Source organism: Janthinobacterium sp. EB271-G4-7A, assembly GCF_020858075.1.
Lineage (GTDB): Bacteria > Pseudomonadota > Gammaproteobacteria > Burkholderiales > Burkholderiaceae_D > Janthinobacterium > Janthinobacterium lividum.
On the sequence record NZ_JACYMI010000001.1, the window covers coordinates 828,660 to 850,304 of the forward strand.

Here is a 21,645-nt window from a genome sequence, read left to right on the forward strand (position 1 = left end):
ACGCCCGCCAGGGTCAAGCCGGGCGGGCGAATTTTACTCAGCCTTACTCTTGCGGCACCAGCGCCAGCGCCGCGCTGAAGTCGCCCATCGGCTTGCCGCCGTTGGCCGCCAGCGCCTTGTCGCGCGTGCTCAAGCCGTCCAGTACGGGCAGGGCGAAGCGGTGCGTGATGGCGCGCAGGATGGACGCCGAATCATATTGCGTATGGTCAACTAATCCCTTTTTCACGTAGGGCGAAACGAGGATGGCCGGCACACGCGTGCCCGGACCCCAGCGGTCGCCCTTCGGCGGCGTGGCGTGGTCATAAAAGCCGCCGTTTTCATCGTAGGTGACGATGACCAGCATGTTTTTCCATTGCGGACTTTTCTTCAGTTGGGCGATGACGCCGGCGATGTGCGCGTCGCCGTCGGCCACGCTGGCGTAGCCCGCGTGCTGGTTCAGGTTGCCCTGCGGCTTGTAGAAGGTGACGGGCGGCAGCTTGCCGGCACTCGCGTCGGCCAGGAACTGGCTGTCGAAGTCGCGCAGGTGGGCGGCGCGGTAGGCGGGCGCCTTCACGGGGTCCATATTCGCAAAGTAATTGAAGGGCTGGTGGTGGAACTGGAAGTTCGGGGGATTCGGGAAGCTGCCGGCGCGCGCGCCGGCCGTGGCCAGGGCCGTCGTGTCCTTCCAGGCGCCCGCATACCAGGCCCAGTCGATGTTCTTGCCAGAGAGCAAGTCGCCGATATTCGTCTGCGTTTGCGGCGGCAGGGTGGTGGCCTTGCCCGTGTCCGCATACAGCTTGCTGCTGTCGCCCGAGGCGGGCGCGTTGCTGCTGGGCTGGAATGGCGGCTGCATGGTATTGACGGCGTAGAACATGCCCGTGCTGTCGGCCGGCGTCAGCGCGCCGTCGTTGGCATAGGCAGGCGCGCCGTTCAGGACGGTGCTTGGCGCCGTGGCGGACGGCGTCAGGCGCAGGAAGTTGCCGTTGGCGTCGACGTCGATCTTCGCGATCGAGCCCTTGGCGACCGAGGTGTCCGCGTTCGGATAGGTGGGCGCGCAGGCGCAGATCAGGTACTGGTGCGTGAGGAAGGAGCCGCCAAAGGCGCCGATGAACAGGTTGTCGGCCAGCGCATATTGTTTGGCGATGTCCCACAGCTGCATCTTGCTGCCGTCGTAATAGCCCATGCTCAAACCGCCCGCATCGGAATACGCGGCGAACTTGTCGCTGGCGCCGCCGTTGATCTGCATCTGGTTGTTGTAGAAGCGGTGGACCAGGTCGCGCGTGATCACCGATTGCGGCAGGTACAGGGGGCTGTTGGCATCATCGATCTGGAACGGCTTGTTGGGCAGGTTGGCCGATTGCGCCTGGGTGATGACGGTGCTCTGGCCGGCCGCCGTCATGCCGCCCCAGGAGGGCGGCAGCACGGGCAGGGTGCTGCCGTCGACGTCCTTCTGCGGCACGTATGCGGTGCTGGAGGTGGGGTTCACGCCCGGCACACCGTTGGCGCCCGGGAAAAGGCCGTACAGATTGTCGAAGCCGCGGTTTTCCGCGTAGATGACCACGATGGTCTGGATATTGTTCAGCGCCAGCGCGCTGTTCAGTGCAGCCAGCGCGTCGGCGGGCGCCGCCTGCGCGCTGGCGCTGGCGATGAATGTCGTCACGCTGGCGTTTTCCGCCTTGAGTTTTGTCAATTCGTCGCCGCTGGCCTTGTTGAAGTCGGACGCCAGGGCCGCTTCGGACACGCCGAGGCGCGCGGCCAGCTTGCTGCTGGCGGCCGCAAAGTCGCCGCCGTTGCCGTCCATGACTTGCGCCAGTTCCGTCGACAGGGCGCTGACGAAACCGCTGTGCCCGGCGGGGGCGCGCAGCAGCAGTTTTTGCGTCACCTTGCTGCCCACGTCGCCGATGGCTTCATGGCGGATGGCATCCGTGCCGATGGTCACCAGCACGGCGCCCTGGCCGTCCAGCGTGTAGCTGCCGTCGGCGGCCGTGCGCACGGCGGCGGAGGCGCTGTCGCACGTGAGTCTGGCGGTGGCGCTTTCCAGGCACACCTGGGCGTTTTCATAGTAGCTGCCGATCACCTGGCCATGGGTGCTGGGCGTGATCGCATAGTTGCTGCCGCAGGCGGCCAGGCCCAGCGTCAGTAACAACGGCAGGGGCCGTAAAGAGGTTTTTGCGTGCAAGTTCATTTTCATGCCTTCTGGGTGGAAAACGTCGCATGCTAGGCAGGCAATATGTCAGCTGCGTGACATGTCGGCGCCTGTTACATGACGTAATGTACGGACTTGATACATGAGGTTTTGCAGGGTTTTGTCACGCAGCTGTCACATGCCGTTGCTACGCTGCCAGCCCATGATGAAAACGAATCCCTCCCTGCTGCTTGCCTTTGTAGCCGCCTGCCTGCTGGCCGCCTGCCATCCGGCAGCGCAGAAAGAAGCCGCAGCCAAGCCGGGCGCATACGCCCCCACCCTGCAACGCCAGCCTTCCGTGGCCCAGATGACGGCCATGGGCCGCGCCATGTTTTTCGAGCCCAGCCTGTCCGTCTCGGGGAAGATGGCGTGCGCCAGCTGCCACAGTCCGGATCACGCGTATGGCCCGCCAAATGCCCTGGCAGTGCAGCTGGGCGGCCCCGAACTGAAGGATGCGGGCACGCGGGCCGCGCCGTCGCTGCGCTACCTGCAGACGGCGCCCGCCTTTACCGAGCATTTCCATGACGACGATGGCGACGACAGCGTCGACGCGGGCCCCACGGGCGGGCGCAACTGGGATGGCCGCGCCCAGTCCGGCCACGAACAGGCGCTGGCGCCGTTGCTGTCGCCGCGCGAGATGGGCAACCGCGATGCGGCCGCCGTCGTCGCCAAGTTGCGGGCCGGCCCTCTGGCGGCGCAGTTCCGCCAGACGTATGGCGCGGATATCTTCGAACAGCCGGGCCAGGCGCTGCGCTGGGCGCTGATGTCGCTGGAAGTGTTCCAGGAAAGCCCGTTGGACTTCTATCCGTACACGAGCAAGTACGACGCCGTGCTGCGCAAGCAGGCCGTCCTGAGCCCGCAGGAAGCGCGCGGCCTGGCCCTGTTCAATGATGAGCGCAAGGGCAATTGCGCGTCCTGCCATATCAGCCAGGTGAGTGCCGGCGGCGCCTTTCCCCAATTTACGGATTACGGCTTGATCAATATCGGCGTGCCGCGCAATGGCAAGCTGCCCGTCAATGCGGACCCGGCGTTCTTCGACATGGGCTTGTGCGGTCCGGACCGCACCGACTTGATGGAGCACAAGGAATACTGCGGCAGCTTCAAGACGCCATCCTTGCGCAATGTCGCCCTGCGCAAGGTGTTTTTCCACAATGGCAGCTTTGACAGCCTGGAGCAGGTGCTGCGTTTTTACGTGCAGCGCGATACGGCGCCGCAAAAATGGTATCCGGCAGATAAGCACGGCAAGGTGCGCAAATACGACGACTTGCCGCCCGGCCTGGTGGCGAACGTGAACGTGGAAGCGCCATTCGACCGCCAGCCGGGCCAGGCGCCCGCCCTGAACGAAACGGAGATCGCCGACGTGATCGCCTTCCTGCATACCCTGACGGATGGCTATCAGGCACCCCGCCCGGCACAGGGAAAACATGGCTGAAAAGATATCAGGATACCATTGCTTACAACTACGCCACAAAAGCCTGTTTTTATGTGCGTTAGCGCACGCTAGAAAATTTTAGGCAGGTGTATATTGCGAACTGATCTGTGTCTTTTGATAACAATGAAAGGGAATATCATGAAAGTAAGCAAAAATTGGATGACCGTGTGCGCCGCCGGGATGATGGTTGTGGCACTGGCTGCCTGCCAGAAGAAGGACGATGTCGCTGCAGGCCCTGCTGAACAGGCTGGCCAGAAGATCGATGCGGCCGCTGCCAAGGCTGAAGCCGACATCAAGGCCGCCGCTACCAAAGCTGACGCTGCCGTGAGCCAGGCCGCTGCCGATACGGGCGCCAAGATGGACCAGGTCGCCGCTGACGCCGACAAGAAAATGAGCGAAGCGGCCGATGCCGTCGGCAAGAAAGTGGAAAAAGCCGGCGAAAAGATGCAGGAATCCGCGCACAAGTAATCAGCGTAACAGGCGCGCCAGGGCCGGCCACTTCCGGCCCGGCCCCCGCAGCTGTCGTCAGGTGATGGCGGCTGCGGCGACGCCATCGCTGGCCTGGCCGCCTGGCCTCTTCTTCCCCGCCGTCTCCGTTTTGTCCACCTCGTCCGCGCCCCCCAGTACCACGCTCAAATCGACAAAGCCGTCGCGCCACGCGCGTTCCAGGTCTTGCTCCACCGCCTCCAGGGTCGTTCTTTCCACCTGCTGAAAACCGCGCAAGCCATACGCCCGGTTGCGCCCGTGCGCCTTGGCCAGGTACAGCGCCATGTCGATCAGGTTGACGCTGCGCTCCCACGTGAGCGGCCGTCCCAGCGGCGCCAGCGGATAGGGCGCAAAGCCCACGGACACGTGCACCTTGATGGCTTGCCCCTGGTAGTGGATGCTTTGCGCCGCCATGCCGTTGAGGATGCGCCGCGCGATATCGTCGAGTCCGTCGCGCGCGACGGCTGGCAGGAAGGCGAGGAATTCTTCGCCGCCCCAGCGCACGATCATGTCCGTTTCGCGCAGCACTTCGTGCAGGGTTTCGGCGATCGTCGTCAGCACCAGGTCGCCTGCCGCATGGCCGTAAGCGTCGTTGATGTGCTTGAAATGGTCGACGTCGAGCAGGAACAGCGCGCCCACGACATCGGCGCCGCCATAGGACGGCTGCGGCTTGCCCGCATGGCTGCGCATGAATTCCTGGAAATGGCGGCGGTTGTACAGGGCCGTCAGCGGGTCGCGCGAGCTCTGGCGCTTGAGTTCCTGATTTTTCACCTTCAGCTGCACGTTCGCGTGGCGCACCTTGCGGTACAGCAAGCCGACGATCACGGACGCCATGGCCAGTACCAGTGCCAGCAGCCACCATACGCGCTGCTGCAGGCGGCGGTTGTCGATTTCCGTGCTCTTGATCTGATTCTCGCGGCTCAGCAGCTCGATCTGGCGCTGTTTCTTTTCCGCCTCATACTTTTCCTGCAGCTCATATACGGCCTTTTGCCGCTGTTTCTCGAACAGCTGGTTCGAGATGCCCCGTTCGCGGTGATACGCCGTGACGGCGCCGCGCAGGTCGCCTGCCTTTTCCAGCGCCATGCCGTATTCCAGCATCACGGCCTGCATTTCCGGCTGGTTGGCCGTGCGTTCGTAGTAGGCCAGGCCCGTGGCCACGCTTTGCTTGCCTTCCTGTAAACGTCCCTGGCCGATCAGCGCCTGGCCGATGTTCAGGCGCGCCGTCGCCTCCACCTGTTCATTGTTGACCAGGCGCGCCGCCGTGATGGCTTCATTCGCAAAGCGCAGGGCGCGCGTGTAGTCGCCTTCCTTCAGATAGCTGTCCGACAGATTGACGAGGGTGACGGCGACCATGCCGCGCGCGCCCAGCTGGCGCTCCAGCGCCAGGGCCGCCAGCAGGGCGCGCTGGCCCCGCTGCGGCTGCTGCGCGTCGAGCGCCAGCCCGTATTCCGTATTCTTTGCCTGCGCCATGCGGCCCGGCGATGCCAGGGTGCCGGATACGGCCAGCAATTCGTCGAGTACCTCGAAGCCCTTGTCGTATTCGCGCATCTGCGTGTACAGCAGGGTGAGGGCATTCAGCGCGGCGGCCAGGCTGGAGGGGGAGTTGCTCTGGCGCGCCAGGTCGACAGCCGCCTGCAGCTTGGCCAGCGCAAACGGGAAATTGCCTTCCTCGGCCCAGGACTGGCCCGCGCTGATGGTGGCCTGCACGCGCACGGGCAGGTCGTCCGTGCGGTTGGCGATGCGTTCCGCCTCAAAGGCCAGCAGGTGCGAGGCGCGGCGCTCGTTCATGGCGAACGTGACATAGGCTTTGCAGAGGATGCCTTTTGCCAGCGCCACGTCGCTCTTGTTCTGGCGGGCGTAGGCGATCAGTTCCTCGGCCAGGCGCATGGCGATATCGTTCTGTCCCAGGCGCATGCGCACGGTACTCAGCTGTGTCAGGAATTCCGCGCGCACCAGCAGGGGAGCGCTGCGCGCCTGCGATTCCACCTCCTCCAGGCGCTGCAGGGCGCGCGCGGGGACGAAGCGGCCATCTTCGCGCACGGCGGCAATATGCTGTTCCAGCTTGCTGACCTGGGCATGGCTGGCGGGCGGCAGCAAGCAGGCCAGTACCAGCAGCCAATGCGCCTTTCGCCATGATGCCCGATTCTGTCTGCCTGCCAACGTCCCGCTCCCGCAATGACACCTGTCTGTAACAGATTATATTCTGTTGCAATCAAGAAATATCATGCAGGGCACAGAAATTTGCGAAAGTGCACACTGCCGGCATTGACAAGGCCCCTTTACTGCGCCAGCTGCTGCAGCAGGTACAGGCGCTGGTACAGGCCGCCTTCGATCTGCATCAGGGCATCGTGCGGTCCCGCTTCCGTGATGCGGCCGTGGTTCAGCACGATGATGCGGTCGGCCTCGCGGATGGTCGACAGGCGGTGGGCGATGGCGATGATGGTCACCTTGCCGCGCAACTCGTTGAGGGCCTGCTGCACGATCTGCTCCGTCTGGCTATCGATGCGCGACGTCGCTTCGTCGAGCAGCAGAATGCGCGGTTGGCCGGCCAGCGCGCGGGCAATCGCGATCAGCTGCTTCTGCCCCGATGACAGGCGCGAGCCGCCTTCGCCCAGCGGCGTGTCGTAGCCGTGTTCCAGCGCGGCGATGAAATCGTGCGCATGCGCGGCGCGGGCTGCCGTCTCGATTTGCTGCTGCGTGTAGCCACGGCCCATGTCGATGTTTTCGCGCGCCGAGGCCGCCAGCAGGAAGGGGTCTTGCGGCACTAGGCCCACGTCGGCGCGGAAGTGCTCGTTGTCGATGCTGTCGAGGGCCACGCCATTGATGGCGATGCTGCCCCGCGCGACGGGATAAAAGCGCAGCAGCAGCGACAGCAGGGTCGACTTGCCGCTGCCCGTATGGCCGACGATGCCAAAGAAGGCGCCCTGCGGAATCGTCAGCGACAGGTCGTGCAGCACGGGCTGGTTTTCCACGTAGGCGAACGTCAGGTTCTGGATGTCCACGGCGGGCAGGTCGCTGCCCGCTTTCGTCTGCCGCAGGGCCGGTGTTTCCCTTCCCTGTGCATGCTCGAGCGCCTGCGCTTCGTCCAGCAGGGCCGAGACGCGGGCCGTGGCCACCACCGACTGCTGCAACTGGCTGAATTGCATGGTGATCTGGATCAAGGGTTCGATCACGCGCGCGATGTAGCTGATGAACGCATACAGCACGCCCACTTCCACGGCGCCCATCTCGCGCCGGCCGAAGCTGAAGATGACGACGGCCAGCAGCACGATGTTGAGCATGTCGAGCGCAGGGCGCAGCAGCCAGGCGTTGGCGCGCAATTCCTGCATGCGCGCCGTGTAGTGGTCCTGGTTGATGCCCGTGAAGCGCGCGCCGAAGCGCTTTTCCGCGTTATTCGCCTGCAGCACGCTCATGCCGCCGATCGATTCGGCGATCTGGCCGTTGATCTCGCTGCGCAGGGCGCGCGCGCGCGTGACGGCCGGCGCGCTCCAGCGCTGGTACAGGAAGACGATGGCCAGCACGGCCGGCAGCAGGGCCAGCACGATCAGCATCAGCCGCCAGTCGAGGAAGGCCATGGCGGCCATGGTGCCGACCAGCACGATGGAGCTGTCGAGGATGACGAACAGCACCTGCACGTACAGCGATTTCACCGCTTCCGTGTCGTTGGTGACCCGGCTGACCAGTTGTCCCGTGATGGCGCGGTCGAAGAAGGCCATGGGCAGGCGCAGCACGTGCTGGTAGACGGTTTCGCGCAGGCGCTGCACCGAACGCATGGCCAGGCCGGACAGGCGCACCAGCTGCAGATAGCGCAGGCCGGAAGCGACCCAGCCCGTCAGCAGGCATCCGCCCAGCAGCAGCGACATGCGCGTCCAGTCCAGGTTGCGTGGCAGCAGATGCTGGTCGATCAGGGCCTTGCCCAGGATCGGCCCCGTCACTTCCAGGGCGGCGGCGAGGATCAGCCAGAATGTGGCCCAGTATAAATGGCGCAGGTCGGGCGCGGCGGCGCGGCGCAGCAGGCCGATGGCTTGCGCGGCCTGGCGGCGCACGGATTGCGTGGCGGTGGTGGCTTGGTCGGTCTTAGATGGCATCGAGGCTGGCCTCCAGTTGTTGATAGCGCCACTGGCTGGCATACCAGCCGTCGCGCTGCATCAGCGCGTCGTGGTTGCCCGTTTCCGTGACGTGGCCGTCGCGCAGCACCAGGATCAGGTCCGCGTTGACGACGGCGCTCAGGCGGTGGCTGGCGATGATGGCGCTGCGTTCGGGGCGCTTGCGGCGCAGTTCCTCCAGGTGCTGCAGGATGCGCGTTTCCGTACCCGTGTCGACGGCGGACAGCGCGTCGTCGAGCAGCAGCAAGCCGTTGTCGGCCAGCAGAGCCCGGGCAATCGCCACGCGCTGGCGCTGGCCGCCCGACAGGGTGATGCCTTTCTCGCCCACGTGGGTGGCATAGCCGTCGGGGAATTGCAGGATATCGGCATGGATGTCGGCCAGCTGCGCCGCCCGTTCCACTTCCTCGCGCGTGGCGCCGGGACGGGCCAGGGCGATATTGTCCGCGATGGTGGCGGAAAACAGGAACGATTCCTGCGGCACCCAGCTGATGGCAGCGCGCAGCGCGTGTAAGGTATACGCGTCCAGCGGCTGGCCGCTCCACGTGGCCGTGCCCGATTGCGGCGTGACCTGGCGCAGCAGCACGCGCAGCAGGGTCGACTTGCCGCTGCCCGTCGGGCCCACTAAACCCAGGGTCTGGCCCGGTTCCAAATGCAACGAAATGCCGGACAGCGCGGGCGCCGTCTGGCCCGCGTAGGCGAAGCCGACGTCCTGCAATTGCAGGGGCCCGGGCGTCACCGTATCAATAGTGCCATGGTCGTCGATGGCCAGCGGCGCGTCCAGCATCGGCTGCAAGCGCTGCCAGGCGGCGCGGCCCCGTTCGATCAGGGAGAGCACCCAGCCGGCGGCGAACATGGGCCAGATCAGCTGGCCCAGGTACATGGAAAAGCTCGTCAGCGCGCCGATGGTCAGCTGGTCTTGCCACACGAGGTAGCCGCCCAGGCCCAGGGTCAGCGCCGTGGCGGCCGTCAGCGTCAGGCCGACGGCCGGTTCGTATGCCGCTTCCCAGCGCTGCGCCGTCAGGCTGGCGCTCGCCGCGTGGCCGGCCAGGGCGGAAAACTGTTTGCTGCTACGCTCTTCCAGGCCCAGCGCGCGCAGGGTGCGCACGCCCGACAGCGATTCCTGCACATGGTCGTTCAGCGCGGAAAAGCGTTTCAATGAATCCGTCGACGCCGTGTGGATATGGCTGGAAATGCGCCAGAAGGCCAGTCCCATCAACGGGAAGGGCAAGAGGGCGATGCAGGCCAGGCGCCAGTCCACGCCCAGCAGCATAATGCCCAGCACCATCAGCAAGGTCAATGTGCCGTCGAAGCCGGCCAGCATGGCTTCGCCGGCGGCCATTTCGATGGCGTCGATGTCGTTCGTCGCCAGCGCCATCAGGTCGCCCGTGCGCTGGTTCTGGTAGAACGACGCGCCCTGCTGCGACATGCGCGTGTAGAAACGCGTGCGCAGCATCACGCCCAGCTGGTAGGCGGCCTTGAACAGGGTGATGCGCCAGCCCACGCGCAGGAAATAGATGACGACGCCGACGGCGAGCAGGGTCAGCAGCTCAAGCCACAGTTCGGCCGCCGTCATGCGGTGTGCGGCCAGGGCGTCGATGATGGCGCCCACGCGGCGCGGAATCCAGACGGTCAGTGTTGCCACGCCTGTCAGCATGACGGCAGCGGCGGCATACGCCGGCCAATGCTGACGCACGAAGCCGGCGATGAGCCTCGATAAACTCATGGTTACCTTTTGTTTTTAGTAATGGGGTGTCGCGGGGCGGAAGGACGGGCACGCGGACGAAAAGTACGCGTAGGATACAACAAGGTAGAAAAGCGCGCTGTGGACGGGCACGCAAAAAACGGGCCGTAGCCCGTTGTTTTGCTGCATCAGTGCGGCGCGCGACGCTTACTTGCGACCGCTGCCTTTGCCGCCCAGCATGTCGAGCTGCTTCGATGGCGTGCCTTTGGGGGCGGCCTTGGCTGCCGGCTTGGCGGCTGGCGCAGGAGCGTGCTTCACGGCGGCCTTGGCCACGGTCTTGCCGACGGCGCTGGCCGGCTTGGCGGCCGGTTTGGTCGGTGCTGGCGCGGCGGCGGGTGCAGGTGCGGGCTTGGCCGCTTCAGGCTTGGCAACCGGTTTGGCTTCGACCGCTTTCACGGCGGGCTTGTCGGCGGCCTTCTCTGCCACCTTGGCAGGCGCTGCCGCCGGCTTGGCTGCCGGTGCGGCGACAGGCGCGGGCGCTGGCTTGGCGACAGGCTTGGCCACTTCGGCAGGCTTGGCGGCAACGGGCGCTGGGGCCGCTGCTGGCGCAGGTGCGGCAGCGGGAGCAACAGGTGCCGGTACGGCGGCCGGCGCCGGCTTGGCAGCGGCAGGGGCCGTTGCGGCGGCAGGGGCTACCGCATCGAGGCGGGCCTTGGCCGAGGCCAGCAATTCCGCCTGGGTGCTCGAGGCGATGCCGAACAGCTGGCGGCTGTAGGCCAGCACGCTCTCGATGTTAGGCTGCGCCTGGTTGCTGCTGTAGCTGAAGAAGTCGCGCGGGTCCTGCGTTTCCAGCAGGTGCTGCGCCGTTTCCGCTGTCTGCGACAGGGCGGCCTTGCTTGCGTTCAAGTTCAGGGCGATGATTTTCTCGGCGCTTTCAAAGACTTTGCTGGTCAGCGTGCTGAAGATCTGCAGCTGGTTTTCCAGTTGCGACTTGGCGGCGCTGGAAATTTGTTCAGGAAGCGGAAACATATTTACTCCTTTGTACGGATTAAAATGCTGGCAAAACGCTCTGCAAAATCCCGAAAACCAGAGTTGGCCGCGTTTTGTAAAGCTGGTAGCGTGCTGAATAGCTGATCATAGGCTGATTTTGATGCAACGCAATATGAATATTCTAGCGGTGATTCGAGTTGGTTGAAAGTTATTTTTATCGCGCCGCCCTGTCATGGCGGCATAGTATTCATCAGCTTGTTGCTGTCTGACGAATGTTTGCGCCCGCGCAAGGCGCGCATCGTGATTCTATGGCTATGTTTTTGCCAGTCGCTATATTTTTGCACTGCAGCATTCGCACAGAAGTAGATGTAATGGCAATGATGTCATTGCCCCCAAGTAGCCAACAGAAGGAGTGTCCGCATGGACCTTGTCATCCGCAATGCCAGCCTGCCCGACGGGCGCCGCGCCATCGATATCGCCATCGAGGGCGGCCGCATCGCCGCCGTCGGCCCCGCCTTGCCCGTGGCGGGCGCGCAAGAGATCGACGCCGCCGGCGACCTCGTCACGCCGCCGTTCGTCGACGCCCACTTCCACATGGACGCCACGCTCAGCTACGGCTTGCCGCGCGTGAACGCTTCCGGCACCCTGCTCGAAGGCATTGCCCTGTGGGGCGAACTGAAGCCGCAATTGACGCAGGACGCCCTGGTGGATCGCGCCTTGCAGTATTGCGACTGGGCCGTGGCGCGCGGCTTGCTGGCCATCCGCTCGCACGTGGATATCTGCGACCCGCGCCTGCTGGCCGTCGAAGCGCTGCTCGACGTCAAGCGGCAAGTGGCGCCGTATCTCGATTTGCAGCTGGTGGCCTTCCCGCAGGATGGCATCCTGCGCAGCCCCGGCGCCTTCGACAATCTGAAGCGCGCGATTGCCATGGGCGTCGATGTGGTGGGCGGCATCCCGCATTTCGAGCGCACCATGGCCGACGGCGCGGAATCCGTGCGCCTGCTGTGCGAATTTGCCTGTGAACGTGGCCTGATGGTCGACATGCACTGCGACGAGTCGGACGACCCGCTGTCGCGCCACATCGAAACCCTGGCCTTCCACAGCCAGCGTCTTGGCATGCAGGGCAGGGTGACGGGGTCGCACCTGACGTCCATGCATTCGATGGACAATTATTATGTCAGCAAACTGCTGCCGCTGATCCGCGAGGCGGGCGTGGCGGCCATCGCCAACCCCCTCATCAACATCACTTTGCAGGCGCGCCACGACACGTATCCGAAGCGGCGCGGCATGACGCGCGTGCCCGAGATGCTGGCCGCCGGCATTCCCGTCGCCTTCGGCCACGACTGCGTGATGGACCCGTGGTACAGCCTGGGGTCGGGCGACATGCTGGAAGTGGCGCACATGGGTTTGCACGTGGCGCAGATGACGGGCCAGCAAGCCATGCACGACTGCTTCCTGGCCGTGACGGAGACGCCGGCGCGCATCCTGGGCCTCGATGGCTACGGCATCGCGCCCGGCTGCCATGCGGATCTGCTGATCCTCGATTGCAGCTCCACGGTGGAAGCGCTGCGCCTGCGCGCGGCGCGGCGCCTGGTGCTGCGGCGGGGGAAAGTCGTCAGCGAGGCACCGCGCGCGCAATCGCGCCTGCACCTGCCGGGACGGCCCGAAACGGTCAATTTTCGCCTGGGGCGCTGATACAATCAGACATCACTTGTTATCGGGAGTACCGTTTTGAAAGAAATTGATATCCGCCCGGCCAACGAAGCCGACTTCGACGCCATGTGGCCGATCTTCCAGACTCTGGTTGCCGGCGGCGACACCTATACCTTCCCCGCCGATACCACGCGCGAAGAGTGCCATGCCTACTGGTTCGGCCCCGGCGTGCAAAGCTTTGTCGCCGTGATGGGCAGCGAGCGCCTGCTGGGCATGTACAAGCTGGTGGCGAACCAGCCGGGCCATGGATCGCACGTGGCCAATGCCTCGTTCATGGTCGATCCCGCCGCGCAGGGCGTGGGCGTGGGCCGCCTGCTGGGCGTGCACTGCATGGAAGAAGCACGCCGCGCGGGCTATCTGGCGATGCAGTTCAACTTCGTCGTCAGCACCAACCTGGCCGCCGTCACCCTGTGGAAAAAACTGGGCTTCACGGTCGTCGCCACCCTGCCGCTGGCCTACCACCACGCGCAGCTGGGCTATGTCGATGCCTACGTGATGTACCAGCTGCTGACCGACCCGATGCAGTGGCCGGCATGAGCGGCGCCATGACAGAGCCGATCACCGTCATCGAGACGCCCCGCTTGCGCCTGCGCACCGCTACCCTGGACGATGCGGCCTTCTACATGGAGCTGGTCAACGACCCGTCGTGGATCGCCAACATCGGGCAGCGCAACATCCACACCCTGGAAGCGGCCCGCGCCGCGCTTGAAACGGGACCCATGGCGCAGTTCCGCGAGCATGGCTATTCGCTGTACATCGTCGAGCGCCGCAGCGACGGCGCGCCTGTCGGCATGGCCGGCCTGGTGCGCCGCGACAGCCTGCCCGGCCCCGATATCGGCTATGCCGTGCGCCCTGCGTACTGGGGCCAGGGCTATGCCTGGGAAGCGGCGGCCGCCATCGTGCAGCATGCGCAGCACGTGCTGCGCCTGCGCACCCTGTACGGCATCACTTCGCAGCAGAACCAGGCGTCGATCAACCTGCTCAACAAGCTGGGCCTGCGCTTCGAGCGTTTCTCGCGCCTGCCGCCGGATGGCAAGGAGACGAATGTCTACCGCAAGGATTTTCGTCTGGACTGAGACGGCAAATGCGTATCAGGGAAGTGAAAAAAAGTATTTAGAAACCCGCGCCTTTTGTAGTGGTGGCGCGCGATCTTTGTTTTTATAGTTGGCATACCGGTGGAAAACCGCCGGACTATAAAAATGGAGACGTGTTATGAAAATCATGACTGCTGTTGCATGGGGCGCCCTCATGTCCGCCGGGTTCGCAGACGCCTCGGCGCAAAGCTGCTCGGTGCCTGTGCTCAAGGTGCTGGCGCAAAAAAGCCTGGGCCTGACCGTGATGGAAAAGACCCTCGCCGAGTATGAAAAGAAAAGCGGCACCAAGGTACAAATCAGCTATTTCGGCGAAAACGACCGCCGCTCCAAGGCCAGGCTCGATGCTTCCACCAAGGCCGGTTCCTACCAGATCTATTACATCGATGAAGCCAACGTGGCCGAATTTGCCACTGCCGGCTGGGTCGTCCCCCTGCTCAAATACCTGCCGAAGGAAGCCGACTACGACGACTTCCTGCCGGGCCGCCGCGCCGTCGCCTCGTACAAGGGCGTGGCGTATTTCGCGCCCCTGATCGGCGGCAGCGACTTCCTGTTCTACCGCCGCGACCTGCTGGAAAAGGCCGGCATCGCCGTGCCGAAGACGCTCGACGAACTGGTCGCCGCCGTGAAAAAACTCAACAGCCCGCCCAACGTGTATGGCTGGGCGGCGCGGGGCCAGCGCGGCTCGGGCATGAATGTGTGGCGCTGGTCGCCGTTCATGCTGGCCGCCGGCGGCAAGTGGGAAAAGGACGGCGTGCCGACCTTCAATTCGCCGCAGGCCGTGAAGGCCACCACCTTGTACCGCGACCTGTTCAAGTATTCGCCGCCGGGCGGCGCCACCTACGACTGGAGCAATGCGCTCGAAGCGTTCAGGTCGGGCAAGGTGGCCTTCATGATCGAGTCGACGCCGTTTGCCGACTGGATGGAAGACCCGAAAAAATCCTCGGTGGTCGACAAGGTCGGCTATGTGCGCCCGCCCGCGCCGCTGGCGTCTGCCGCTTACGGCCACGGCCTGGCCATCTCCGCCACGGGCGCGAAGGATGAATGCACGCGCCAGGCGGCCGGCAAGTTTATCGCTTTCGCCACGGGCAAGGAACAGGAGCAGGCGCGCCTGAAGGACAACGTCTTCAGCGACTACAACCGCAGCAGCACCATCGCCAGCGACTACTTCCGCAAGCACGTCAAGCCGCAGATCCAGGCGGGCCTGACGGACACCACGCCCGTCTCGCGCGTCACCATCTGGCCTAGCCCCGAGTGGCCGGACATCGGCGACAACCTGGGCGTGGTGCTGGAAGAGGTATTTACGGGCACGCGCGGCGACGTGCAAAGCGCGCTCGATGAAGCCAACGAGTACGCGACGGAAGTGATGCAACGGGCTAGTAAACGCAAATAAGCCGGTAGTACTGTTCCACCCCCCGACGGCGAAAGGCTGGGGTCGGACCCTCAGGGTCCGACCCCGGTACTCGCCTTTGGGGTAAACATGACGCTTGAAAGCCGATGCCTATGTCACACTCCATCCGTAAAAAACGCCACACCTGGCTGCCGGCCGTGTTTTTGACGCTGCCGCTGCTGGTCCTGCTGATACTGGGCCTGGTGCCCAGCATCGCCGCCATCAACCTGGCCCTGCAAAACCGCGTGCTGCGCTATAGCGACAGCGATTACGTCGGCTTTGCCAATTTCATCCGCCTGTTCGGCGACCGCCGCTTCGTCAATGCCGTGCAGGTATCGGCCATCTGGGAAGTGGTCACCGTGGCCGGCTCGCTGATCGTCGGCGTGCTGCTGGCCGTGTTCCTGTTCGAGAGAGTCAAGGGACGCACGCGTGACGTCATCGCGCTGCTGCTGATCGTGCCCGTGCTGCTGCCGCGCGTCTCGGCCGCCTTCATCTGGAAGTTCATGTATTCGCCGCTGATGGGCATCCTCAACTGGCTGCTCGAGTGCGTGGGCCTGGGCGGCACGGCCTTGCTGTCCGATCCCGCCACGGCCCTGTACGCGGTGGCGCTGGTCGACATCTGGCAGTGGGGCCTGTTCTTCGGCGCCGTCATCCTGAAGCTGCTGGAAACCCTGCCCGCCGAACCGCTGGAAGCGGCGCGCCTCGATTACGCCAGCACGCTCCAGGTGTATGCGTACATTGCGCTGCCGATGCTGAAGGTGCCCATCATGAGCCTCGTGTTCATCAAGATGGTCGAGTCGCTGCGCTCGTTCGACCTGATCTACGTGATGACCAAGGGCGGCCCCGGCATCTCCACCGAAACCCTGGACATGTACGCGTATGCGCAAGGCATCGGCCTGATGGGCAAGGTGTCGTATGCGTCCAGCATGGCCGTGCTGATGATGCTGGCCACGACTGTCATCTTCACTTTACTCTGGAAGCGGGTCGCCAAATGGGAAAACTGACTGTTCGGCGCGGCATGGACCATGCCGCCACCACCGCCATTACCACCGCCATCGTGCTGGTGGCGCTGTTTCCCATCCTGTGGGCCGTGCTCAATTCCTTCAAGGAGTTGATGGATATCGTCACGCCCGTGCCACGCTTTTTCTTTAGCCCGACCCTGGCCAACTACAAACAGGTGCTGGCCAGCCCCGAAGTGCTGACGGGACTGGGCAACAGCGTGGCCATCGTCGGCGTGGCCGTGTTGCTGGGCGCCGTGCTGGGCGTGCCGGCCGCGTATGCGATCGCCCGCTATCCGATCCCGGCCAAGAAGGATATCCAGTTCTTCCTGCTCTCCCTGCGCTTTTTGCCACCCGTCGCCGTCGCCATTCCCTTGATCTCGATCTGGATCGACCTGGGCCTGTACGACTCGCGCCTGTCGATGGTGGTGACATATCTGCTGGTGACCCTGTCAACCATCATCTGGCTGTCGATTCCCGCGTTTGCCCGCATCCCGAAAGAGATCGAGGAAGCGGCGGCGCTGGACGGCTACGGCCCTTACCAGGTGTTCTGGCACGTGGCCCTGCCGGTGGCCTCTAAAACCCTGATGGGCGGCATCGTCTTCAGCTTCGTGCTGGTCTGGAACGAACTGATGATCGCGCTGGCGCTCACCTCCTCGAAAAGCATGACCCTGCCCGTGGTGGCGTCGGCCTTCACGTCGATGGGCCAGGAAGTGCCGTGGGGCGTGGTGAACGCTTCCACCGTGCTGCTGGCGCTGCCGCCGCTGCTGTTCGTCGGCATCCTGGGACGGCTGCTCAACTCCATGCTCAAACATAAATAAGGAAGGCTATCATGCAAGCACTCGTACTGGAACAGGCGCATTCCATCACCCTGCGCGATATCGACGTGCCGCTCGCCGTCGGCCCGCGCGACGTGAAAATCAAGATTCATACCGTGGGCATCTGCGGCAGCGACGTGCATTACTTCAAGCACGGCAAGATCGGCCCCTTCGCCGTCGAAGCGCCGATGGTGCTTGGCCACGAGGCATCCGGCGTGGTGGCCGCAGTGGGCGCGGAAGTCACGCACCTGAAGGTAGGGGACCGGGTCTGCATGGAGCCGGGCGTGCCGCAGTTCGATTCGCCGGCCACCATGCGCGGCCTGTACAACCTCGATCCCGCCGTGCGCTTTTGGGCCACGCCGCCCATCCACGGCTGTCTCACGCCATATGTCGTGCATCCGGCCTCGTTCACCTTCAAGCTGCCCGACAACGTCAGCTTCGGCGAAGGCGCCATCGTCGAACCGCTGGCCATCGGCCTGCAGGCGGCCAAGAAGGCGGCCATCAAGCCGGGCGACGTGGCCGTGGTGATCGGCGCCGGCACCATTGGCGCCATGAACACCCTGGCCGCGCTGGCGGGCGGCTGCTCGCGCGTGATCCTGGCCGACCTGGTGCCGGAAAAACTGGCCCTGTTCGCCGGCAATCCCGCCGTGACCACGGTCGACGTGCGCCAGGCCAGCCTGGCCGACACGGTGCGCGAGGCTACCGATGGATGGGGCGCCGACATCGTCTTCGAGGCCAGCGGCAGCATGCGCGCCTACGACAATATCATCGATCTGCTCTGCCCGAACGGCTGCCTGGTGCTGGTCGGCATGCCGCCGGATAAGGTACCTTTGGATATCGTCGCCATCCAGGCCAAGGAAGTGCGCATCGAGTCGGTGTTCCGCTACGCGAACATCTTCCCGCGCGCCATCGCCTTGCTGGCCTCCGGCAAGATCGACGTGAAGCCCTTCATTTCGCGTACCTTCGGCTTTGCCGACGGCGTGCAGGCGTTCGAGGAAGCGGCCAAGGGCCATCCGTGCGACGTCAAGATCCAGATTGAACTGGCAGGAGACTAACCATGGCAAATATCGCCTGCAGGCAGCTGCACAAGACGTATGACGAGAAGACGGCCGTGCTGCAGCCGTTCGACCTGGAAATCGATGACGGCGAATTCATCGTCCTGCTGGGGCCATCGGGCTGCGGCAAGTCGACCTTGCTGCGCATGATCGCGGGCCTGGAAGACATCAGCGGCGGCGAGCTGCTGATCGGCGGCGCCGTCGTCAACGACTTGCCGCCCCGCGCGCGCAACGTGGCGATGGTGTTCCAGAATTACGCGCTGTATCCGCACATGACGGTGTACGACAATATCGCCTTCGGCCTGCGCCGCCTGAAGGTGCCGAATGACGAGATCGAGCGCCGCGTGCGCGAGGTGGCGGCCATCCTCAGCCTGGACAGCCTGCTCGAGCGCAAGCCGCGCGCCATGTCGGGCGGCCAGCAGCAGCGCACGGCGATTGCGCGCGCCATGATCAAGACGCCGCAAGTGTTCCTGTTCGATGAGCCGCTGTCGAACCTGGACGCCAAGCTGCGCGCGCAGCTGCGCGCCGACATCAAGCGCTTGCACCGCCGTTTGCGCACCACCACCCTGTACGTCACGCACGACCAGCTCGAAGCGATGACCCTGGCCGACAGGGTGGTGCTGATGAAGGGCGGGCATATCGAGCAGATCGGCACGCCGGCGGAGCTGTACAACCACCCGCGCACCCTGTTCGCGGCAGGGTTCATCGGCACGCCAGCCATGAATTTCATCGACGGCGTCATCGAAAAAGAAAACGGGCAAACGGTGCTCGTATGCGCCGGCTACCGCTGGCCGCTGGTCTCGCCCCGCTTCGCGGCGCTGCCGGCCGGCGCGCGCGTGGTCTTCGGCCTGCGGCCGAACCACTTGCGCGCGGCGCTGCCGCAGGAACATGCCGGCAGCCATGGCCTGGCGTGCGCCATCGACCTGGTCGAGCTGCTGGGCGCCGAAGCGCTGATCAGCTTTCAGTGCGGCACCTTGACCTTGTCGGCCCTGCTGCCGGCGAATGCGGCCAACAGCGCGGCGCAGGTAGGGCAGACCCTGGCGCTGGCCTTCGACGAAGAGCACATGCATCTGTTCGACGCCGACAGCGGGCTGGCCGTGGCGCCCGGTGGTCAGTAAGTGGTTAGAATAGGGTGACCAAGACCGTGCAAGGGAACTGCCGTGACGCCTGACCTGGAACTGATCCATAAACCGATCCACGAATCGTTTCGCGCGTGGGCGCACGGTTTTCCGCACAGCGTGGCGAAATGGCATTTTCATCCCGAGTACGAGCTGCACTTCATCATCACATCGAATGGCAAATTTTTTATCGGCGACCATATCGGCAGTTACGGGGCAGGCAATCTGATCCTGACAGGGCCGAACCTGCCGCATAACTGGGTCAGCGAACTGCCGGAAGGCGTGGTCCTGCCCGAGCGCGACCTGGTGCTGCAGTTTTCCAGCGACTTCATCGAACGTTGCGCGCTGCTGTTCCCGGAGATGGCGCCCTTGAAAGCTCTGCTGGCCGAGGCGGGCAGGGGCTTGCAATTTCCCGATGCGCTGGGCCTGCGCCTGGTGCCGCTGATGAAGGAATTGACGACGGCGCAGGGCTTGCGCCGGGTCGAACTGTTTACGCGCCTGTTCGGCGAGCTGTGCGACTGCCGTGAGCGGCGCCCGCTGGCCAGCGTCACCTACCTGGCGCAGGCGGGCCGCTACATGTCGTCGACCATCAACCTGGTGCTGGCCTATATCAAGCAGAACATCACGCTCGATTTTTGCGAGCAGGACGTGGCCGACGTGGCGGAGATGAATACGCTCAAATTCACGCGTTTCTTCCGCAAGCATACGGGTACCTCGTTCATTCAATACGTCAACCAGGAGCGCATCGCGCTGGCCTGCGAACTGCTGATGAACACGGACATGAAGGTCACCGATATCTGCTATCGCACGGGCTTCAACAACCTTTCCAATTTCAACCGCCAGTTTTTGGCACACAAGCAGATGTCGCCGTCGAAATTCCGCTCCTGCCTGCTGATGAACATGCCCGAGCCGTCAGGCGACGGCCATTCTTAACTTTCTTTTGGAATCAAATGACTTATCTCGGTATCGATATCGGCACTTCCGAAGTCAAGGCCATCCTCACCGATGATGCCCAGGCCATCCTTGCCAGCGCCGGCGTGACCCTGCGCGTCTCCAGCCCCCATCCCGGCTGGTCGGAACAGAATCCCGAGGACTGGTGGCACGCCACCCTGGACGTCATCGCGGCCATCCGCGCCGCGCAGCCGGTGGCGTTTTCCGGCCTGCGCGGCATTGCCCTGTCGGGCCAGATGCATGGCGCGACCCTGCTCGACAAGCAGCAGCACGTGCTGCGCGCGGCCATCCTGTGGAATGACACGCGGGCGTTTGCCGAATGCGTGGAGCTCGAGGCGCTGGTGCCCGAGTCGCGCGCCATCACGGGCAACCAGGCGATGCCTGGCTTCACGGCGCCCAAGCTGCTGTGGCTGCAAAAGTACGAACCCTCGCTGTTCCGCGCCACGGCCAAGGTCTTGCTGCCGAAGGATTACGTGGCGCTGCGCCTGACGGGCGAGTATGTGTCCGACATGTCCGACGCTTCCGGCACCCTGTGGCTGGACGTGGCCAGGCGCGACTGGTCCGAGCGCATGCTGGCCGCTACTGGCTTGACGCGCGAGCATATGCCGCGCCTGGTCGAAGGCAGCGACGCTGCGGCGCAGGTGCGCCCGTCCCTGTGCCAGGAGTGGGGCATCGCGCATCCGGTGCTGCTGGCCGGCGGCGCGGGCGACAACGCGGCCGCCGCCGTGGGCCTGGGCGTGGTGGAGCCGGGCGCCGGCCTGCTGTCGCTGGGTACCTCGGGCGTGCTGTTCGCGGGCAGCGATGGTTTTGCGCCGAATCCGGGCCAGGGCGTGCATGCGTTCTGCCATTGCCTGCCCGAGCGTTGGCACCAGATGAGCGTGATCCTCAGTGCCGCGTCCAGCCTCAGCTGGGTGGCGCGGCTGACGCAGTCGAGCGATATCGGCGAACTGGTCAGCCTGGCGGAAAATGTCGAGGCGCGCACGGCGCCGGTCTTCCTGCCCTACCTGAGCGGCGAACGCACGCCGCATAACGATGCCTCCGCGCGCGGCGTATTTTTCGGCTTGTCGACGGAACACGGGCGCGCCGAACTGGCCTACAGCGTGATGGAAGGCGTGGCCTTTGCCATGGCCGACGGCAATGCGGCCTTGCGCAGCGCCGGCACGCATCTGGAAGAAGCGTCGTTCGTCGGCGGCGGCTCGCGCAGCCGCTTCTGGGCGCAGCTGTGCGCGAATGCCTCGGGCTTGCACGTGCTGCGCCACGACCACGGCGTGGCCGGCGGCACCATGGGCGCGGCGCGCCTGGCGCAGATGGCGGTGACGGGCTTGCCGCCCGCGCAGGTGTGCACGCGCCCGCCCGTGCAGGAAACCATCGCACCGCAGGTGTCCGCCGTGCTGGACGACCGCCTGGCGCGCTACCGGCGGCTGTATCCGCTGCTGCGCGAAGAGTTCGCGGGAGCCGCTGTGGTGGCGCGCTGACGCTGCCAACAAGATTGCCGGCCTGACCATGCTGTGGGCGCGCCAATATGGCCAGGCAGTCAACTTTTCCATGTAATTTGTTGTTTCTATGTTGAAAGTGTTTCTCTAACGAAAGCGCTGCTTGGTTTTTCACGGGGCGCGCCGCATGATTTCTTCATTTGGTGAGAATTGGTTAGT

At 64.6% G+C, this 21,645-nt stretch carries 16 protein-coding genes and 1 pseudogene; 12 read left to right on the forward strand and 5 right to left on the reverse strand.

Going from position 1 to position 21,645, the window contains the following annotated elements; all coding sequences use genetic code 11:
* Positions 1–43 precede the first annotated feature (43 nt).
* Positions 44–2,164 (reverse strand): acid phosphatase, encoded by a 2,121-nt coding sequence (gene acpA, locus IGS58_RS03840; protein ID WP_230520699.1) that lies wholly within the window; start codon positions 2,162–2,164, stop codon positions 44–46.
* Positions 2,165–2,330: 166 nt separating this feature from the next.
* Between acpA and IGS58_RS03845 the strand changes: the two genes are divergently transcribed.
* Positions 2,331–3,596 carry a cytochrome-c peroxidase gene (locus tag IGS58_RS03845; protein WP_230522189.1) on the forward strand — a complete coding sequence of 422 codons (1,266 nt, stop codon included), beginning with the start codon at positions 2,331–2,333 and terminating at the stop codon, positions 3,594–3,596.
* Positions 3,597–3,734: 138 nt separating this feature from the next.
* Complete coding sequence (locus IGS58_RS03850; RefSeq protein ID WP_034786523.1) at positions 3,735–4,064, forward strand: hypothetical protein; 330 nt, start codon at positions 3,735–3,737, stop codon at positions 4,062–4,064.
* 57 nt (positions 4,065–4,121) lie between these two features.
* On the opposite strand, the gene IGS58_RS03855 is transcribed toward IGS58_RS03850, so the two are convergent.
* The 4 genes from IGS58_RS03855 to IGS58_RS03870 all read right to left on the reverse strand — a co-directional run bounded on the left by IGS58_RS03855 (position 4,122) and on the right by IGS58_RS03870 (position 10,898).
* On the reverse strand, positions 4,122–6,179 hold the full coding sequence (locus tag IGS58_RS03855; RefSeq protein ID WP_329957968.1) for a tetratricopeptide repeat-containing diguanylate cyclase: 2,058 nt from the start codon (positions 6,177–6,179) through the stop codon (positions 4,122–4,124).
* Between the two features lie 182 nt (positions 6,180–6,361).
* Positions 6,362–8,170 carry an ABC transporter ATP-binding protein gene (locus tag IGS58_RS03860; RefSeq protein WP_070254514.1) on the reverse strand — a complete coding sequence of 603 codons (1,809 nt, stop codon included), beginning with the start codon at positions 8,168–8,170 and terminating at the stop codon, positions 6,362–6,364.
* Entirely contained in the window at positions 8,160–9,911 is a 1,752-nt protein-coding gene (locus IGS58_RS03865; RefSeq protein WP_230520700.1) for an ABC transporter ATP-binding protein, read from the reverse strand. The genes IGS58_RS03860 and IGS58_RS03865 overlap by 11 nt, the downstream gene beginning before the upstream one ends.
* 165 nt (positions 9,912–10,076) lie before the next feature.
* The gene (locus IGS58_RS03870; RefSeq protein ID WP_230520701.1) at positions 10,077–10,898 is read right to left on the reverse strand and encodes a phasin family protein; all 822 of its coding nucleotides are present in this window, start codon (positions 10,896–10,898) and stop codon (positions 10,077–10,079) included.
* A 381-nt stretch (positions 10,899–11,279) separates the two neighbouring features.
* Between IGS58_RS03870 and IGS58_RS03875 the strand changes: the two genes are divergently transcribed.
* The 10 genes and pseudogenes from IGS58_RS03875 (at position 11,280) to xylB (ending at position 21,468) form a co-directional block, all read left to right on the forward strand.
* Entirely contained in the window at positions 11,280–12,554 is a 1,275-nt protein-coding gene (locus IGS58_RS03875; protein WP_070257993.1) for an amidohydrolase family protein, read from the forward strand.
* 36 nt (positions 12,555–12,590) lie between these two features.
* Positions 12,591–13,109: a GNAT family N-acetyltransferase gene (locus IGS58_RS03880; RefSeq protein ID WP_034786527.1), complete on the forward strand. Its 519-nt coding sequence runs from the start codon at positions 12,591–12,593 to the stop codon at positions 13,107–13,109.
* 8 nt (positions 13,110–13,117) lie between these two features.
* Positions 13,118–13,648, forward strand: a complete 531-nt coding sequence (locus IGS58_RS03885; RefSeq protein WP_099394732.1) for a GNAT family N-acetyltransferase — start codon at positions 13,118–13,120, stop codon at positions 13,646–13,648.
* Between the two features lie 136 nt (positions 13,649–13,784).
* Positions 13,785–15,056 (forward strand): ABC transporter substrate-binding protein, encoded by a 1,272-nt coding sequence (locus IGS58_RS03890; protein ID WP_034786528.1) that lies wholly within the window; start codon positions 13,785–13,787, stop codon positions 15,054–15,056.
* A 110-nt stretch (positions 15,057–15,166) separates the two neighbouring features.
* The gene (locus IGS58_RS03895) at positions 15,167–16,057 is read left to right on the forward strand and encodes a carbohydrate ABC transporter permease (RefSeq protein ID WP_230520702.1); all 891 of its coding nucleotides are present in this window, start codon (positions 15,167–15,169) and stop codon (positions 16,055–16,057) included.
* Positions 16,045–16,872 (forward strand): carbohydrate ABC transporter permease, encoded by an 828-nt coding sequence (locus IGS58_RS03900; protein WP_070257990.1) that lies wholly within the window; start codon positions 16,045–16,047, stop codon positions 16,870–16,872. Before IGS58_RS03895 ends, IGS58_RS03900 begins: the two co-directional genes overlap by 13 nt.
* A gap of 11 nt (positions 16,873–16,883) precedes the next feature.
* The gene (locus tag IGS58_RS03905) at positions 16,884–17,924 is read left to right on the forward strand and encodes an NAD(P)-dependent alcohol dehydrogenase (protein ID WP_230520703.1); all 1,041 of its coding nucleotides are present in this window, start codon (positions 16,884–16,886) and stop codon (positions 17,922–17,924) included.
* A 2-nt stretch (positions 17,925–17,926) separates the two neighbouring features.
* Positions 17,927–19,015 (forward strand): annotated as a pseudogene (locus tag IGS58_RS03910) (ABC transporter ATP-binding protein); the annotation flags it as partial.
* Positions 19,016–19,084: 69 nt separating this feature from the next.
* Complete coding sequence (locus IGS58_RS03915; protein WP_230520705.1) at positions 19,085–19,975, forward strand: AraC family transcriptional regulator; 891 nt, start codon at positions 19,085–19,087, stop codon at positions 19,973–19,975.
* Positions 19,976–19,992: 17 nt separating this feature from the next.
* Complete coding sequence (gene xylB, locus IGS58_RS03920; protein WP_230520706.1) at positions 19,993–21,468, forward strand: xylulokinase; 1,476 nt, start codon at positions 19,993–19,995, stop codon at positions 21,466–21,468.
* The last annotated feature ends 177 nt before the right edge of the window (positions 21,469–21,645 follow it).

What these genes read in the sequence shown, in the direction of transcription:
- acpA (WP_230520699.1), bottom strand. Translation starts at nt 2,164, where the DNA reads ATGAACTTGCACGCAAAAACCTCTTTACGGCCCCTGCCGTTGTTACTG.
- IGS58_RS03845 (WP_230522189.1), top strand. Translation starts at nt 2,331, where the DNA reads ATGAAAACGAATCCCTCCCTGCTGCTTGCCTTTGTAGCCGCCTGCCTG.
- IGS58_RS03850 (WP_034786523.1), top strand. Translation starts at nt 3,735, where the DNA reads ATGAAAGTAAGCAAAAATTGGATGACCGTGTGCGCCGCCGGGATGATG.
- IGS58_RS03860 (WP_070254514.1), bottom strand. Translation starts at nt 8,170, where the DNA reads ATGCCATCTAAGACCGACCAAGCCACCACCGCCACGCAATCCGTGCGC.
- IGS58_RS03865 (WP_230520700.1), bottom strand. Translation starts at nt 9,911, where the DNA reads ATGAGTTTATCGAGGCTCATCGCCGGCTTCGTGCGTCAGCATTGGCCG.
- IGS58_RS03870 (WP_230520701.1), bottom strand. Translation starts at nt 10,898, where the DNA reads ATGTTTCCGCTTCCTGAACAAATTTCCAGCGCCGCCAAGTCGCAACTG.
- IGS58_RS03875 (WP_070257993.1), top strand. Translation starts at nt 11,280, where the DNA reads ATGGACCTTGTCATCCGCAATGCCAGCCTGCCCGACGGGCGCCGCGCC.
- IGS58_RS03885 (WP_099394732.1), top strand. Translation starts at nt 13,118, where the DNA reads ATGACAGAGCCGATCACCGTCATCGAGACGCCCCGCTTGCGCCTGCGC.
- IGS58_RS03890 (WP_034786528.1), top strand. Translation starts at nt 13,785, where the DNA reads ATGAAAATCATGACTGCTGTTGCATGGGGCGCCCTCATGTCCGCCGGG.
- IGS58_RS03895 (WP_230520702.1), top strand. Translation starts at nt 15,167, where the DNA reads ATGTCACACTCCATCCGTAAAAAACGCCACACCTGGCTGCCGGCCGTG.
- IGS58_RS03900 (WP_070257990.1), top strand. Translation starts at nt 16,045, where the DNA reads ATGGGAAAACTGACTGTTCGGCGCGGCATGGACCATGCCGCCACCACC.
- IGS58_RS03905 (WP_230520703.1), top strand. Translation starts at nt 16,884, where the DNA reads ATGCAAGCACTCGTACTGGAACAGGCGCATTCCATCACCCTGCGCGAT.
- xylB (WP_230520706.1), top strand. Translation starts at nt 19,993, where the DNA reads ATGACTTATCTCGGTATCGATATCGGCACTTCCGAAGTCAAGGCCATC.